At 36.4% G+C, this 12,995-nt stretch carries 13 protein-coding genes, 1 pseudogene and 1 other annotated feature; of the genes and pseudogenes, 11 read left to right on the top strand and 3 right to left on the bottom strand.

The features are described from left to right. The first annotated feature begins 218 nt into the window (after window positions 1-218). Both spoVID and ysxE read left to right on the top strand, forming a co-directional pair. On the top strand, window positions 219-1,232 hold the full coding sequence (spoVID, locus tag AAIE21_RS05190; RefSeq protein WP_343265754.1) for a stage VI sporulation protein D: 1,014 nt from the start codon (window positions 219-221) through the stop codon (window positions 1,230-1,232). Window positions 1,233-1,568: 336 nt separating this feature from the next. Next, a complete protein-coding gene (gene ysxE / locus AAIE21_RS05185; RefSeq protein WP_343265753.1) occupies window positions 1,569-2,603 on the top strand; it encodes a spore coat protein YsxE in 1,035 nt (344 codons plus the stop codon). A gap of 18 nt (window positions 2,604-2,621) precedes the next feature. Here the strand turns inward: ysxE and AAIE21_RS05180 are convergent, their stop codons facing one another. Further along, on the bottom strand, window positions 2,622-2,816 hold the full coding sequence (locus AAIE21_RS05180) for a hypothetical protein (RefSeq protein WP_079999563.1): 195 nt from the start codon (window positions 2,814-2,816) through the stop codon (window positions 2,622-2,624). A 288-nt stretch (window positions 2,817-3,104) separates the two neighbouring features. After that, window positions 3,105-3,336: a binding site (T-box leader), on the top strand. A 38-nt stretch (window positions 3,337-3,374) separates the two neighbouring features. Between AAIE21_RS05180 and AAIE21_RS05175 the strand changes: the two genes are divergently transcribed. The 5 genes and pseudogenes from AAIE21_RS05175 to AAIE21_RS05155 form a co-directional block, all read left to right on the top strand. Further along, on the top strand, window positions 3,375-6,020 hold the full coding sequence (locus AAIE21_RS05175; RefSeq protein ID WP_343265752.1) for a valine--tRNA ligase: 2,646 nt from the start codon (window positions 3,375-3,377) through the stop codon (window positions 6,018-6,020). A gap of 94 nt (window positions 6,021-6,114) precedes the next feature. After that, window positions 6,115-7,416, top strand: a complete 1,302-nt coding sequence (locus tag AAIE21_RS05170; RefSeq protein WP_343265751.1) for a bifunctional folylpolyglutamate synthase/dihydrofolate synthase — start codon at window positions 6,115-6,117, stop codon at window positions 7,414-7,416. A 166-nt stretch (window positions 7,417-7,582) separates the two neighbouring features. Beyond that, window positions 7,583-8,542 (top strand): stage II sporulation protein B, encoded by a 960-nt coding sequence (locus AAIE21_RS05165; protein ID WP_343265750.1) that lies wholly within the window; start codon window positions 7,583-7,585, stop codon window positions 8,540-8,542. A 213-nt stretch (window positions 8,543-8,755) separates the two neighbouring features. Continuing rightward, window positions 8,756-9,331: a Maf family protein gene (locus AAIE21_RS05160; RefSeq protein WP_343265749.1), complete on the top strand. Its 576-nt coding sequence runs from the start codon at window positions 8,756-8,758 to the stop codon at window positions 9,329-9,331. Window positions 9,332-9,378: 47 nt separating this feature from the next. After that, a pseudogene (locus tag AAIE21_RS05155) lies at window positions 9,379-9,765 on the top strand (UPF0758 domain-containing protein); the annotation flags it as partial. Window positions 9,766-9,780: 15 nt separating this feature from the next. On the opposite strand, the gene AAIE21_RS05150 reads toward AAIE21_RS05155, so the two are convergent. Beyond that, window positions 9,781-11,172 (bottom strand): recombinase family protein, encoded by a 1,392-nt coding sequence (locus tag AAIE21_RS05150; protein WP_343265748.1) that lies wholly within the window; start codon window positions 11,170-11,172, stop codon window positions 9,781-9,783. A 73-nt stretch (window positions 11,173-11,245) separates the two neighbouring features. Beyond that, window positions 11,246-11,932 carry a helix-turn-helix domain-containing protein gene (locus tag AAIE21_RS05145; protein WP_343265747.1) on the bottom strand — a complete coding sequence of 229 codons (687 nt, stop codon included), beginning with the start codon at window positions 11,930-11,932 and terminating at the stop codon, window positions 11,246-11,248. A 142-nt stretch (window positions 11,933-12,074) separates the two neighbouring features. Here AAIE21_RS05145 and AAIE21_RS05140 point away from each other — a divergent pair, with 142 nt between their 5' ends. The 4 genes from AAIE21_RS05140 to AAIE21_RS05125 are packed head-to-tail and all read left to right on the top strand — an operon-like array spanning window position 12,075 to window position 12,974. Next, complete coding sequence (locus tag AAIE21_RS05140) at window positions 12,075-12,329, top strand: helix-turn-helix transcriptional regulator (RefSeq protein ID WP_098302340.1); 255 nt, start codon at window positions 12,075-12,077, stop codon at window positions 12,327-12,329. Then, window positions 12,307-12,450: a hypothetical protein gene (locus AAIE21_RS05135; RefSeq protein WP_176527666.1), complete on the top strand. Its 144-nt coding sequence runs from the start codon at window positions 12,307-12,309 to the stop codon at window positions 12,448-12,450. The genes AAIE21_RS05140 and AAIE21_RS05135 overlap by 23 nt, the downstream gene beginning before the upstream one ends. Then, window positions 12,447-12,599 carry a hypothetical protein gene (locus AAIE21_RS05130; protein WP_343265746.1) on the top strand — a complete coding sequence of 51 codons (153 nt, stop codon included), beginning with the start codon at window positions 12,447-12,449 and terminating at the stop codon, window positions 12,597-12,599. The genes AAIE21_RS05135 and AAIE21_RS05130 overlap by 4 nt, the downstream gene beginning before the upstream one ends. A gap of 15 nt (window positions 12,600-12,614) precedes the next feature. Next, window positions 12,615-12,974 carry a YqaI family protein gene (locus AAIE21_RS05125; protein WP_343265745.1) on the top strand — a complete coding sequence of 120 codons (360 nt, stop codon included), beginning with the start codon at window positions 12,615-12,617 and terminating at the stop codon, window positions 12,972-12,974. The last annotated feature ends 21 nt before the right edge of the window (window positions 12,975-12,995 follow it).

The raw sequence follows: 12,995 nt of genomic DNA, 5'->3' as shown, positions 1-12,995 counted from the left end.
GGAAAAAAGGTTGTCAGGGAGAGTTCTGACAACCTTTTTGTTATGTTGTATATTGTCGAAGTTCCGATATGTGACGTTTAATGGTCGATATATTAAAAAACGCCGGTATATGAAAAATGAATAGGAAGTCCTCATGTGTAGTTTGATTTTTTACTCATAAAATGACTCTTAGGTACATAAATCTGTAATGACATACAGTTTGGGAGGGGGAAAAAGAGGTGGCAACTGATCATTCATTACGTTTTTCATTAAAAGAATCGGTTTGGTTCCAAAAAGGACAGGAAGTCGAAGAACTTTTGTCAATTTCGTTAGATCCAGACGTTGAGATAGAAGAGCTTGAATACGAAGTAATTGTGAGAGGGCAATTGGATTTAACGGGGGAATACGTTGCAAGGCAAGATGATTCTGCGTTTTCATTACGAGATTTATCTCCAGCGAAATCCATTGATTATGTAGAAACGCGAGAAGATGGTGTAAACGAACTTGTACACTCTTTTCCGTTAGAAATTTCGATTCCGCGAAACCGAGTGAAACAAGTTGAAGAATTGTATGTTTCCATTGAGGAATTTGATTATGAATTAAAGGAAAGTGGTTGCCTGCAATTATTAGCAGATATATCGATATCTGGATTATGCGAAGACGAGAGAATACAGAATGAAGTGCACGAGGAAGAGATAGAGGATGTGGACGTTGATAGAATTGAGGAAGCAAAAGCGGTGGATGAGGATAAAGCACCAGTGGAAGTGGAAGTGGAAGTGGAAGAAGTAACAGTTCATACAGAATCAGATGGATGGGAGGATTATGCATTTGAGCCTTTCCAATTAGAGGAGCGTAAGGAACAAGAATTAGAAGAAGAGGTAGTAGATTTAGAAGAGCAGGAAGAGGAAGAACGAGAAGAAGTGAAAGAAACGACACCTCAATTTGAATTGTTCGGGCGGAAGGATTTTAAGAAAAAGCAAGCGGAGAAATTACAGGAAGAGCAAGAGGAGACATCTTACTCACAACGGGATGAAAATGCATTATACTTAACAAAATTGTTTACGAAAGAGCCGGAAGAAGAATTTACGAAATTACGTATGTATTTCGTGCAAGAAGGGGATACAATTGAATCGGTTGCGGAGCGGTATGAAACATCTGTCCAGCATCTACATCGCGTGAATCAAACAGATGAAGTATATTTAACCGCAGGGCAAATTATATATATACCTGTGTCAAGAGTGAAAACAAAGTGAGTGAAGAAGTTTCTTCTTCACCTCTTTTCTTTTTACTCCGCTATTCGTGGGCTTATAATCAGTGGGGGGTTCATTTTATATGTGCATAGATATATATCCAGTTTGATTTTCTGACATATAAGTCGCAGCTATGAAAATAAAAGGAATCTCCACTCATTTTCACCCGGCATGGGGCGAAAAAAGGCACTGACCGCTTTTATGCTTGGCCGGATGCTTTTTCCCACTTAAAGGTTAGGTTTTATATGTCGGTTTTTCAAGCTGTATTTCTATAGAAATCGATTGTTTCAGTTAAAAGGAATTTTATTTTACGTTTTTGAATGAGAAAGGATCATTCGTATGGATATAGAATTGCGAGATCGTTATGCCCCAATTGTACAGCGATATCAATTGGACGTCCATCATATGGAAGAGCACGGAAGTGTCATAAAAATGTATACGAATCAAGGTCCATATGCATTGAAAAAATTACCATCTCATCGATTGAAACGAAATAATTTAATGTATCATGTTCAATTTTTACGAGAAAAGGGATTTACACATTATGCACCGATTTATCATGCAACAGATGGAAATCATATTTTGAGCGACGAAACATATAGTTATTATTTAATGCCTTGGTTGGAGCGAGCAGAAGGAAGTGGAGAGGACAATGATCAATATCATAAAATGTTTCAGACGCTAGCGCTACTTCATCAAAGAACGGTAAAAGAAGAAACGTATACTGAAGAAGTGCTAGAGAATCATTATACAAATATCTCTGATCGTTGGGAGAAAGATGGGGAGTTCTTAGAGGAATTCCTTGTAGAGTCTGAGGCAAAATGGTATATGTCTCCGTTTGAACTACAGTACTGTACGTATTTTCATCATGTGATGAGGGCACGTGAATTTGCAACGAAACAGCTTTCGGAGTGGCATGAAGCGATGAAAGAGAAAGAAAAAACACGAGTTTCTTTTATTCATGGCAATGTATCGATGAATCATTTTTTATTTGATTATGAACGAAACGGTTATTTTATTAGCTTAGAAAGGTCGGGGTTTGCAACACCAGTTCAAGATCTTGTCCGTTTTTATTCCCGCTCATTAAACACATATCCAATTGCGAGAAGTGATCGTTTCGAATGGTATCAGGTGTATCAAAAGAATTTTCCGTTTACGAAAGAAGAGCAACTTCTTATGTTTGCTTATCTAACATATCCGTCCCCGTTTATTCGGCAAATCCAATCTTATACAAGTAAACAGAAGAGTCGTGGTGAAAAGCAAGAACTTCAAGGTGTGAAAATGTTACAGCAAGCCCATTGGCTTGTAAGTAATGTAGAATATTTCATTTCACAATTACAAGCTGCGCAGCAAGGGAACGAGCAACAGCCGTAGTCTCAAGTATTCTTGAGGCTACGGCTGAAAATGTAAGCGAATTGTTGCTACAACAAAGATGATAAGGATGATGAAATCTAAGAAGGTTGGAAGTAGTAATGTGCGAATTCCTTGAAAAATAGTAAGTGGAATGGCAAAATCAGAAAAAATCGTTTGTAAATTCCTAACCCATGAAGGGGCTGAAAAATTGTAGGTGCGTCGGTATCGTCGCATAATCAATCATTCCTCCGTACAGAAAGCATTTGCTACACATTAATCTTGAAGGGGAAGGTGCAATATTACAGTATGCAGGATAAGTACCTAAGGTGCTTGTGCTGCTTTTTTCATTTTTCATACATATGCTATAAAAAAATGCTTCCGCTAATTGACGATTGCACACTGATTTTTAGATGATAGGAAATTATAGCATCTATCAACTGTAGAAATTTGATGAAAAATATTTTTATCTTGACGAATATGGTTTCGTTTTTTACACTATTGTATATAATAAATAACAATTATATAAATACGTTGAAGGGGAAGAGTATAACATTAAACGTCTGCAGAGAGGAGAATTATTAGCTGTGAGGTTCTCTAGATAGTCATGTTAGAAGGTAGCCCTGGAGTATCTTTTCTGAACGGATTTATTCTCATTAGGAAAAGACGGATTTGTCCGTTATCAAATTAAGAGTATAAGCAAATTTTGAATTTGTTTGTAAATAAAGGTGGTACCACGATGTCCCTCGTCCTTTTTGGATGAGGGACATTTTTTATTCTGAAGGAGGGAAAATAATGTCAAACATGGAAAAGAATTTACCAACTAAATATGATCATATGTCCGTTGAAGAAGGCCGTTATAAATGGTGGCTTGATGGCAAGTATTTTGAAGCAAAAGGAGATGCGGAAAAACAACCGTATACAATTGTAATCCCGCCTCCAAACGTAACAGGTAAACTGCATTTAGGTCACGCTTGGGATACTACACTTCAAGATATTTTAACACGTACAAAGCGTATGCAAGGATACGACGTATTATGGCTCCCTGGTATGGACCATGCGGGTATCGCAACGCAAGCGAAGGTAGAAGGAAAACTTCGTGAAGAAGGTATTTCACGTTACGATCTTGGCCGTGAAAAATTCCTTGAAAAAGCATGGGAATGGAAAGAAGAATATGCTTCTCACATTCGTCAGCAATGGGGAAAAGTTGGGTTAGGATTAGATTACTCTCGTGAGCGCTTTACATTAGACGAAGGCTTATCTGATGCGGTTAATAAAGTATTCGTTCAGTTATACGAAAAAGGTTTAATTTACCGCGGTGAATATATTATTAACTGGGATCCAGCAACACGTACGGCCCTTTCTGATATTGAAGTAATTCATAAAGAAGTTCAAGGTGCATTCTACCATATGAACTATCCATTAACGGACGGTTCAGGTCACATTCGTCTTGCGACAACTCGTCCAGAAACAATGCTTGGTGATACAGCAGTAGCAGTTCATCCAGAAGATGATCGCTACAAGCATTTAATCGGAAAAACAGTTACACTTCCAATCGTAGATCGTGAAATTCCCATTATTGCTGATGAGTACGTAGAAAAAGATTTCGGAACAGGTGTTGTAAAAATCACACCAGCTCACGATCCGAATGACTTTGAAGTAGGTAATCGCCATGACTTACCACGCATTCTTGTAATGAACGAAGATGGCACAATGAATGAAAAAGCTGGTAAATATAACGGTATGGATCGTTTCGAATGCCGTAAAGAGTTAGTAAAAGACTTACAAGAAGCAGGTGTATTAGTAGAAATTGAGCCTCATATGCATGCGGTGGGTCATAGTGAGCGTAGCGGAGCGGTTGTTGAGCCTTACTTATCAACACAATGGTTCGTAAAAATGGCACCACTTGCAGAAAAGGCTGTTGCTCTGCAACAAAAAGAAGAAGAAAAAGTAACGTTCGTACCAGATCGTTTCGAGAACACATACTTACGCTGGATGGAAAACATTCACGATTGGTGTATTTCTCGTCAATTATGGTGGGGACACCGCATACCAGCTTGGTATCATAAAGAAACTGGTGAAGTATACGTAGGTACAGAAGCTCCAGCAGATATCGAAAACTGGAACCAAGATAACGACGTACTTGATACATGGTTTAGCTCAGCGTTATGGCCATTCTCAACACTTGGTTGGCCAAATGAAAATGATGAAGACTTCAAACGCTATTATTCAACAGATGCGCTTGTAACGGGCTATGACATTATTTTCTTCTGGGTATCCCGTATGATTTTCCAAGGTCTAGAGTTTACAGGAGAGCGTCCATTTAAAGATGTATTAATTCATGGTCTTGTTCGTGACGAGCAAGGACGTAAAATGAGTAAGTCTTTAGGTAATGGTATTGATCCAATGGAAGTTATCGAAAAGTATGGTGCAGATGCAATGCGCTTCTTCTTATCAACAGGAAGTGCACCAGGTCAAGATTTACGCTTCAGCATGGAGAAAGTAGAATCTACTTGGAACTTCATTAATAAAATTTGGAACGCGTCTCGTTTCGTATTAATGAATATGGAAGACATGAAATACGAAGATATCGATTTAACTGGTGAAAAGTCAGTTGCTGATAAGTGGATTTTAACTCGCTTAAATGAAACAATTGAAAGTGTAACGCGTAACATGGATAAATATGAATTCGGTGAAGCTGGTCGTGCACTGTACAACTTCATTTGGGATGATTTCTGTGACTGGTACATTGAAATGGCAAAGCTTCCGTTATACGGCGAAGATGAAGCGGCGAAGAAAACAACTCGTTCTGTTTTAGCATATGTATTAGATCAAACGATGCGTTTATTACACCCATTCATGCCATTCGTAACAGAGAAAATTTGGCAGCACTTACCTCATGAAGGTGAATCTATTACAGTAGCAGCGTGGCCAACAGTTCGCGAAGATTTACAAGACAAAGAAGCAGCGGCAGAAATGCACCTTCTTGTTGATATCATTCGCTCTGTTCGTAACATTCGTGCTGAAGTAAATACGCCAATGAGCAAAAAAGTTCAAATGCAAATTAAAGCAAAAGACGAAGCGGTACTAGCACAACTTACAAAAAATAGCTCTTACATCGAGCGTTTCTGTAATCCAAGTGAATTAACAATTAAAACGGATTTACAAGCGCCAGAAAAAGCGATGACTGCAATCGTATCAGGTGCAGAGTTATTCTTACCGTTAGCTGATCTAATCAACCTTGATGAGGAGAAAGCACGCCTTGAAAAAGAACTTGAGAAGTTCGATAAAGAGGTAGAACGCGTACAGAAGAAACTTGCAAATCAAGGTTTCGTAGCAAAAGCTCCAGCAGCAGTTATTGAAGGAGAGCGTGCAAAAGAGCAAGATTACTTAGAGAAACGCGAAGCAGTTCGCCAACGTCTAGCTGATCTTCAAAAATAAAAATCTTTTTAAAGAGGCTTACCATATTGGTGAGTCTCTTTTATTTGCGTATAATAGGGTTTAAGAAGGTTGTTTTTGAAAGGGGAAGGCATACGTGATACATACATACGAAGAAGCAATAGGTTGGATTCATAGCCGATTAAAGTTTGGTATTAAACCAGGGTTAGAAAGAATGCAGTGGATGCTAGGGGAGCTTGGAAATCCTGAACGTCATATAAAATGTGTTCATCTTGCAGGAACAAATGGAAAAGGTTCAACTTTAACATATATGCGTTATATGCTAGAAGCGGAAAAATATAAGGTCGGGACATTTACATCTCCATATATTGAAACGTTTAATGAACGAATTGGTGTGAATGGAAAACCAATTGTAGATGAAGAAATTACTGAGCTTGTAAATATGGTAAAGCCAGTTGTTGAAAAATTAGATGAAACAAATTTAGGAGAAGCAACGGAATTTGAAATTATTACAGTAATGGCAATCTGCTATTTTGGGAAAATAAACTTCTGCGATATCGTTTTGTTTGAAACAGGGCTTGGTGGTCGTTTTGATTCTACAAATGTCGTTCATCCAGTTCTTACAGTGATTACAAATGTCGGCCATGATCATATGCGTATTTTAGGGAATACATTAGCGGAAATTGCGTATGAAAAAGCAGGAATTATTAAATCAGGTGTTCCTGTTATTACTGGTGTGCAGGATAAAGAAGCACTTGGGGTTATTCAAAAGGTTGCCAAGGAAAAAAATGCAAACCTTTACGAACTCGGAAAGCAATTTACAGCGGTGCATAAACGTTCTGATGAAGATGGAGAACACTTTGACTTTTCTTGTCCGTTCGCTTCGTTTGAGGAAGTTCGGATTTCGATGAAAGGAAGTCATCAAGTAGGAAATGCGGCACTAGCATTGATGGGGGTTATGTATCTTAAAACATACTTATCATTCTTACTGGAGGAAGAGCGTATTCGTGTAGGATTAAGTGAAGCATATTGGATTGGCCGATTTGAACGACTGCACAGTAAACCTGACGTAATTATAGATGGTGCTCATAATCCAGAAGGAATTGCAAGTCTTGTGAAAACGGTGAAGGCTCATTATAACGATAAAAATGTTATTGTTTTATTTACAGCTCTTGGTGATAAGCAATTAGATAACATGGTTGGTCCACTTGAAACTGTAGCAGATGAAATGATTTTTACAACATTCACATTTGATCGAGCGATTTCTGCTAAGGAGCTTGCTGCTCATTCAAGTAAGGAAACAAAAGAAGTTTTTGAAAATTGGAAAGAAGCTATTGATACGAAAATGAATACTCTTCAAGAAAAGGATGTTTTCATCATAACAGGTTCTCTTTATTTCATTTCAGAAGTTCGAAAGTACATTCGTGAAAAAAACTAGGACAGCAGTTGCTGTCCTAGTTTTTTGTTCTACAAATGAAGTCAAATGCATACATATAAGATAACTATATGGGAAAATTTGACGAATCCCTCCGACAAATATCTCGTTTTTTTGTGAAGTGAATATGTTATGATGCGGACAATGATAAGAGGTGAGGTGTGAGGGTATGGACAAGCAATCACGAACAATCTCGGTTAAAGTAAATGGAACGGAAGCAAAGTATGAAGAAAAGAAGAAAAAAAAAGAAGAATTTGATTGGATCGTAGTGGATAGTGAAACATCGCAAAATGTAGTGCCGTTTCAAAAAAATAAATTACCATCCATTCAGCAGCGCAAGAAGAAATGGAATAATATACTGATTTTCATAGTTGCTACCGCAATTATTATTGGCACAGTGTTAGGGATGGGGATGCTTCACTTGTTAACGGGACAAGGTACGGTTCAGGAAGCTACGGTCACAAGTGGAGAAAAGAATAATAGAGTAGAGCAAAGAGAAGCAACGGCTGAAGAGAAAAAAGCAGAAAAACCGAAAGTAGGAAATAGTGCTGCCTTAGAACCAATTACCTTATATTTCGTGCAAGGTGGTCTTTATTCTTCTGAAGAAAAAGGACAGGCAGCTATTCAGGAGTGGAAAGATAATGGAGGCGTAGCGGCCGTGAAACAGAACGGTGAAAAGTATTCACTTGTAGTTGGAATTTCTAGTAACGAGCAATCCATAGATCAATTAGTCGGACAATATAAAAAAGATGGCGTATCAGTTTTGAAAAAGAAATGGGAAATTACAGATCAAGCATTGCTGAAAAACGATAAAGAATCTGGTCCGTTGTTAAGTAAGTTACAGCCTTTATACGTTCATTTTGTGAAATACTTGACCGGTATACAATCTGGAAGTAAAAGTAATCAAAAAGAAATAGAAGCCATTGAGAAAGAATGGAAGGTAATTGAAAAAGAAGAAAAATCAATTAAGGGTGAGGACGTAAAAAAAATATATACGTATGCATCAGTAGCTATGCAAACAATAAAAGAGGGAAAGACTGATAAAGAAGCGATAGCTAAATTGAATCAAGTTATTATTGATGGTTTACTTTCTTATGAAAAAGTGGTTTCGCAAAAAGAAAAAGAGTAGGATAATGGAGTGGGAGGGAAGAAGTGTATACTTCTTTCTTTTCTTTTGAATGATATATCTATAGAAATATTTTCTCGCTATAGCAGGTATAAACTTATGGTGAGAAAATATCATTTCCTAAAAAGAAAATAATGTTTTTATAATTTGTAGGAAAGGTATTTGTTTGATACGATCAAGCTATATTTTTCTGCTTTATGTAAGAAAGGAGAACACATGAAGAAACTTATTTTAGCATCTGGGTCACCGCGTCGAAAGGAATTACTTGAACTAGCAGATGTACCATTTGAAATTGTTGTAAGTGAAGTAGAAGAAACAATCGGTGCATATTCATCACCTGCTGATATTGTGATGTCACTCGCTTTGCAAAAAGCGTCTGCTGTAGCAGATAATCATGGTGATTGTGTGGTATTAGGTGCAGACACAATTGTTACATATGAATCGCGTATTCTTGGTAAGCCTTCTGATGAGGCGGAGGCAAAAGAAATGCTGCAACTATTATCAGGAAAAACACATGAAGTATATACAGGTGTTGCACTTATTTCAAAAGAAAAAACAGTAACTTTCTATGAGCGTACAGAAGTTATATTTTGGGAGTTAACAGAGGAAGAGATTGATGCCTATATTGCATCGAAAGAACCGCTTGATAAGGCTGGAAGTTACGGCATTCAAGGAAAAGGTTCCATCTTTGTTCAACATATTCAAGGAGATTACTACAGTGTAGTCGGATTACCAATTGCACGTCTTGTTCGTGAATTAAAACAGTTCGATAGTGATGAATCCCATGCGTGAAATTGCATGGGGTTTTCTTTGCGGAAAATTGAAAAAGGAGTGAAAATATGAACGGCATTCGTGATGTTTTGAAAGAAGAGCAACCACGGGAACGCTTATTAGTAGAAGGGGCAAGCAATTTAGCGAATCGGGAACTTCTTGCAGTGTTACTTAGAACGGGCTCTAAAGAAGAGTCTGTTCTAACATTAGCCGATCAAATTTTATATCATTTTGACGGATTACGAATGTTGAAAGATGCTACAATAGAAGAGATGACAAGTATTCATGGGGTAGGAGTAGCAAAGGCTTCTCAGTTAATTGCTGCTTTTGAACTAGGAAGAAGAATGGTACGTTTAGAGTACCAAAATCGCTATAGCATTCGAAGTCCAGAAGATTGCGCTAGTTATATGATGGAAGAGATGCGCTTTTTACAACAAGAGCATTTTGTTTGTGTAAATGTAACATAAATACTAAAAAAATACTATATCTAAAACTTCTGTAGATCCTTCTTCTTTATCAATTTTGATACTCTCGATAAACATATTCATAAATTGTCTTTTTTCAGTAGGGGATAGGTTTGACCAGTTATCTTTGATATTATTTATAGTTTCTTTTAGAATGTCATTATCTATCTCCTCGTTTTTATTAAGGTTCAACGAATTTAGTTTTTCTTTGATTGCTTCTAATACACCTTTTGTTTCCTTCATTTGATTTGTAAACTCTTCATCTGTCATTAGATCATTAGACCAGGCTTTTTGGAATTTATCTCTTTGTCGTTCTACTTTAGCTAACTGTTTCTTTAAAATGTTGAATTCATCATCTTCTTTTTTAAATTGTGGAATTTGTTTGAAACGATATTTATAAATGTAATCTAAAAATGCTTTTTCAACCTTCTTTTCACTTGTAGCAAATGCTGCTTTTTTATTTAAAGCACATGCTTGACAACGATATTGGTTATTCTCCACATGTTTTTGATCTTTTTTTCTGTAATATATGGAACGTTCGCTAGCTAAACGATTACCACAGTTTGGACAGATTAATTTCATTTGATAGATAAAAACTGATTGTGTTTGTCGCTTTTTAATGTTTTGTCTACTCACTAAAATTTTTTGCAACTTCATAAATCTATCTTTAGTAATGATTCCTTGATGTGTTCCTTCGATTATTTCATCAGACCATCTTATAGCCCCGTACAAGGCGTTATTAGAAAGAATATCTAATATGGTACGTATATGCCATTTGTATCCTCTAATGGGCTTTACATAGCTATCTAAGCGCTCTGCAAGCTGTCTGATAGAATAACCTTCTTCAACCTTCTTTACCATGTCTAAAACAACTTTACTTTCTTTTTCATTTATAACAAGTCTGCTGTGGTCATTTTTATCAAAGCCAAATGGAGCCTTTGCTGAATATTCTCCTTGACGTGCCTTTTCTAATTGACCCATTCGAACACGTTCACCTAAATTTTCTCTTTCCCATTGTGCCAAAGCCGCAACAATTGTAATAAACATCCTTCCCATCGCTGTGGAAGTGTCATAAACTTCTGTGGCTGATTTAAAAGCGCAGTTATATTGATCAAATGTATCAAGTAACTTGTATAGATCCATAACAGAACGAGTTAAACGATCTAAACGATAAACGAGAACAGTAGTAATTAAGCCTTGCTTAATATGATTTAATAAAATATTTAATTGTGGTCGATTTGTATCTTTTGCTGATACACCTTCATCCACATAAAATTTAAAACTATCCCAGTCTTGTGCCACACAATACGCTTTTAATTTCTCACGTTGAGCTGAAATAGAGAAGCCATCTCGTGCTTGTTCCTCAGTGCTTACTCTTATATAAATTCCAACAGTCACTATTTATCTCTCCTTTTAAAAAAGAGGACAGCTGTACGGGCTGTCCATTAAATTCCTAGCGCTAAGGATTTAACTAGTCTAACTCTACGATGTAAAGAACTACTTTTCCGTGTATTTTTAAGTTCTTAGCATTTTCATAAGAAACCGTGTAATCAAAGAATCTGTTATCGTATGAGTCAGGTCTAAATATTACACGCTCATTTTCTTTATCATGGAAAAATCTTTTAACAGAGTAGTCTCCGCCGTTACTAAAAACAACTATATCTCCATTTTTGAGATCTGATAACTCTACAGTTTTCACCACAATTATAGAACAATGTGGGATAACTCTATTCATTGAATCACCATTAACTCTTGTTACGAATACATCTTTGTTTCCAGCCCATTTACCCATTAATGAATTTGGTATTGATATTTTTTCAAGTTCATTATCTGATATTGAATCAACACATAGTGGGAGACCGGCTGAAATTGATGTTGGAAAATAATTATATTGAGATTCATTTATTATATGAGCTGTTTCCTTAGTGGGCATATAAGGTTCCATTGTCGAAGGAAACAAGTCATTGATTGATACATCTAGTGCATTTGCTATTGCAAATAGTGCATCTTGTTCAGGTTCATTTGTTCCATTTTCATAAGATGAAATTGTATTATGTTTTTTTCCAATTCGTAAACCTAATTCCTTTTGAGTCATCTTCTTTAGCTTCCTATAGTTCTTTATCTGTTGTCCTACATATTTAGAAATATCTTGTTTCATGAAGTTTCACCGCCTCTCTAAATACATTATACCACATTTCATGAAGTTTTAAACAATAAATTTCATAAAACATGAAAATAATTGTTGAAACTTGTCATTTTTTCATGTATCATGAAGTACGTTAGCAAGGAGGTGAACAAAGTTGCAAGATAAATTAATATCTTTTCGTATGAGTAAAAGGTTGACTCAAAAAGATATGGCTGAATTATTGGGCATTGATAAAAGAACATACATAAACAAAGAGCATAGTGTTACTCAATTTAAAGCCAATGAAATGTTCTTAATCGCTCAATATTTCGGTGCGGAGATCGGAGAAATTTTTTTACCAACAAACTTCATGAAACATGAAGTTTTAGGGGTGGAGGTAGTAGAAAGTGAAACGCACAATATTGGATAATCCACCAAGCGAGGAAACAGCATTAAAAATGGCAGAGTTTTTTATGAAAACATCGGTACCTCGTATATTGGCTGCTCGTAAAGATAAAGAATCAGAAAAGAAAAGAGGTGATAAATCATGAATGGTGTTTTATCCGCAAGTAAATTAATGAAAGCTGCTCAAATAAGAAAAGAGTGTGCTGAGATGCGTAATAATCCATCTGTAATGATTGCTATGGAATTAGAAGCAAAACGTAAATTATATGAAATGAACCGTAAGGTTTCTAATTGAGGGGAGATGAGTTAAATGAAGGAAGTAACAGTGATTTTTAAATCAGGTGCTACAGCAAGTTTTACAGCTAATGAATTTAAAACATTTAAAAATGGTTTTGGTGCTATGTCGCAAGTCGAGTGGAATACAGAAGGGCTTAACAAGCATTTGCTTCATTTAAATGATTGCAACGTTGATGCGATATTTGTGGAGTATCCAGAGGAAAAGGAACACAAAGTTGTTAAGCAAGACGATCATCCAATTGAAGATGTGTTTGGTGAAGAAATTAAAACGGATGATGTTTATTACAAATTCGGTGAACATATTGTACTTGAGAATAATTTGAAGTCTTATTTAATTGATCAACAAAATGTTGAATGCTTTCAAGCACAATAAAAAACCACCTGCGCCAACAGG

Source organism: Paenibacillus sp. 102, from assembly GCF_039549175.1.
In the GTDB taxonomy this organism is placed as follows: domain Bacteria; phylum Bacillota; class Bacilli; order Bacillales; family Bacillaceae_G; genus Bacillus_A.
The sequence above is the reverse complement of the archived record's forward strand: the minus strand, read 5'-3'. Positions and strand labels throughout refer to the sequence as shown.

Bases quoted from the DNA above. Each gene is read 5' to 3' on its own strand.
- ysxE (WP_343265753.1), top strand. From the start codon at position 1,569: ATGGATATAGAATTGCGAGATCGTTATGCCCCAATTGTACAGCGATAT.
- AAIE21_RS05180 (WP_079999563.1), bottom strand. From the start codon at position 2,816: ATGCGACGATACCGACGCACCTACAATTTTTCAGCCCCTTCATGGGTT.
- AAIE21_RS05175 (WP_343265752.1), top strand. From the start codon at position 3,375: ATGTCAAACATGGAAAAGAATTTACCAACTAAATATGATCATATGTCC.
- AAIE21_RS05165 (WP_343265750.1), top strand. From the start codon at position 7,583: ATGGACAAGCAATCACGAACAATCTCGGTTAAAGTAAATGGAACGGAA.
- AAIE21_RS05160 (WP_343265749.1), top strand. From the start codon at position 8,756: ATGAAGAAACTTATTTTAGCATCTGGGTCACCGCGTCGAAAGGAATTA.
- AAIE21_RS05145 (WP_343265747.1), bottom strand. From the start codon at position 11,932: ATGAAACAAGATATTTCTAAATATGTAGGACAACAGATAAAGAACTAT.
- AAIE21_RS05130 (WP_343265746.1), top strand. From the start codon at position 12,447: ATGAATGGTGTTTTATCCGCAAGTAAATTAATGAAAGCTGCTCAAATA.
- AAIE21_RS05125 (WP_343265745.1), top strand. From the start codon at position 12,615: ATGAAGGAAGTAACAGTGATTTTTAAATCAGGTGCTACAGCAAGTTTT.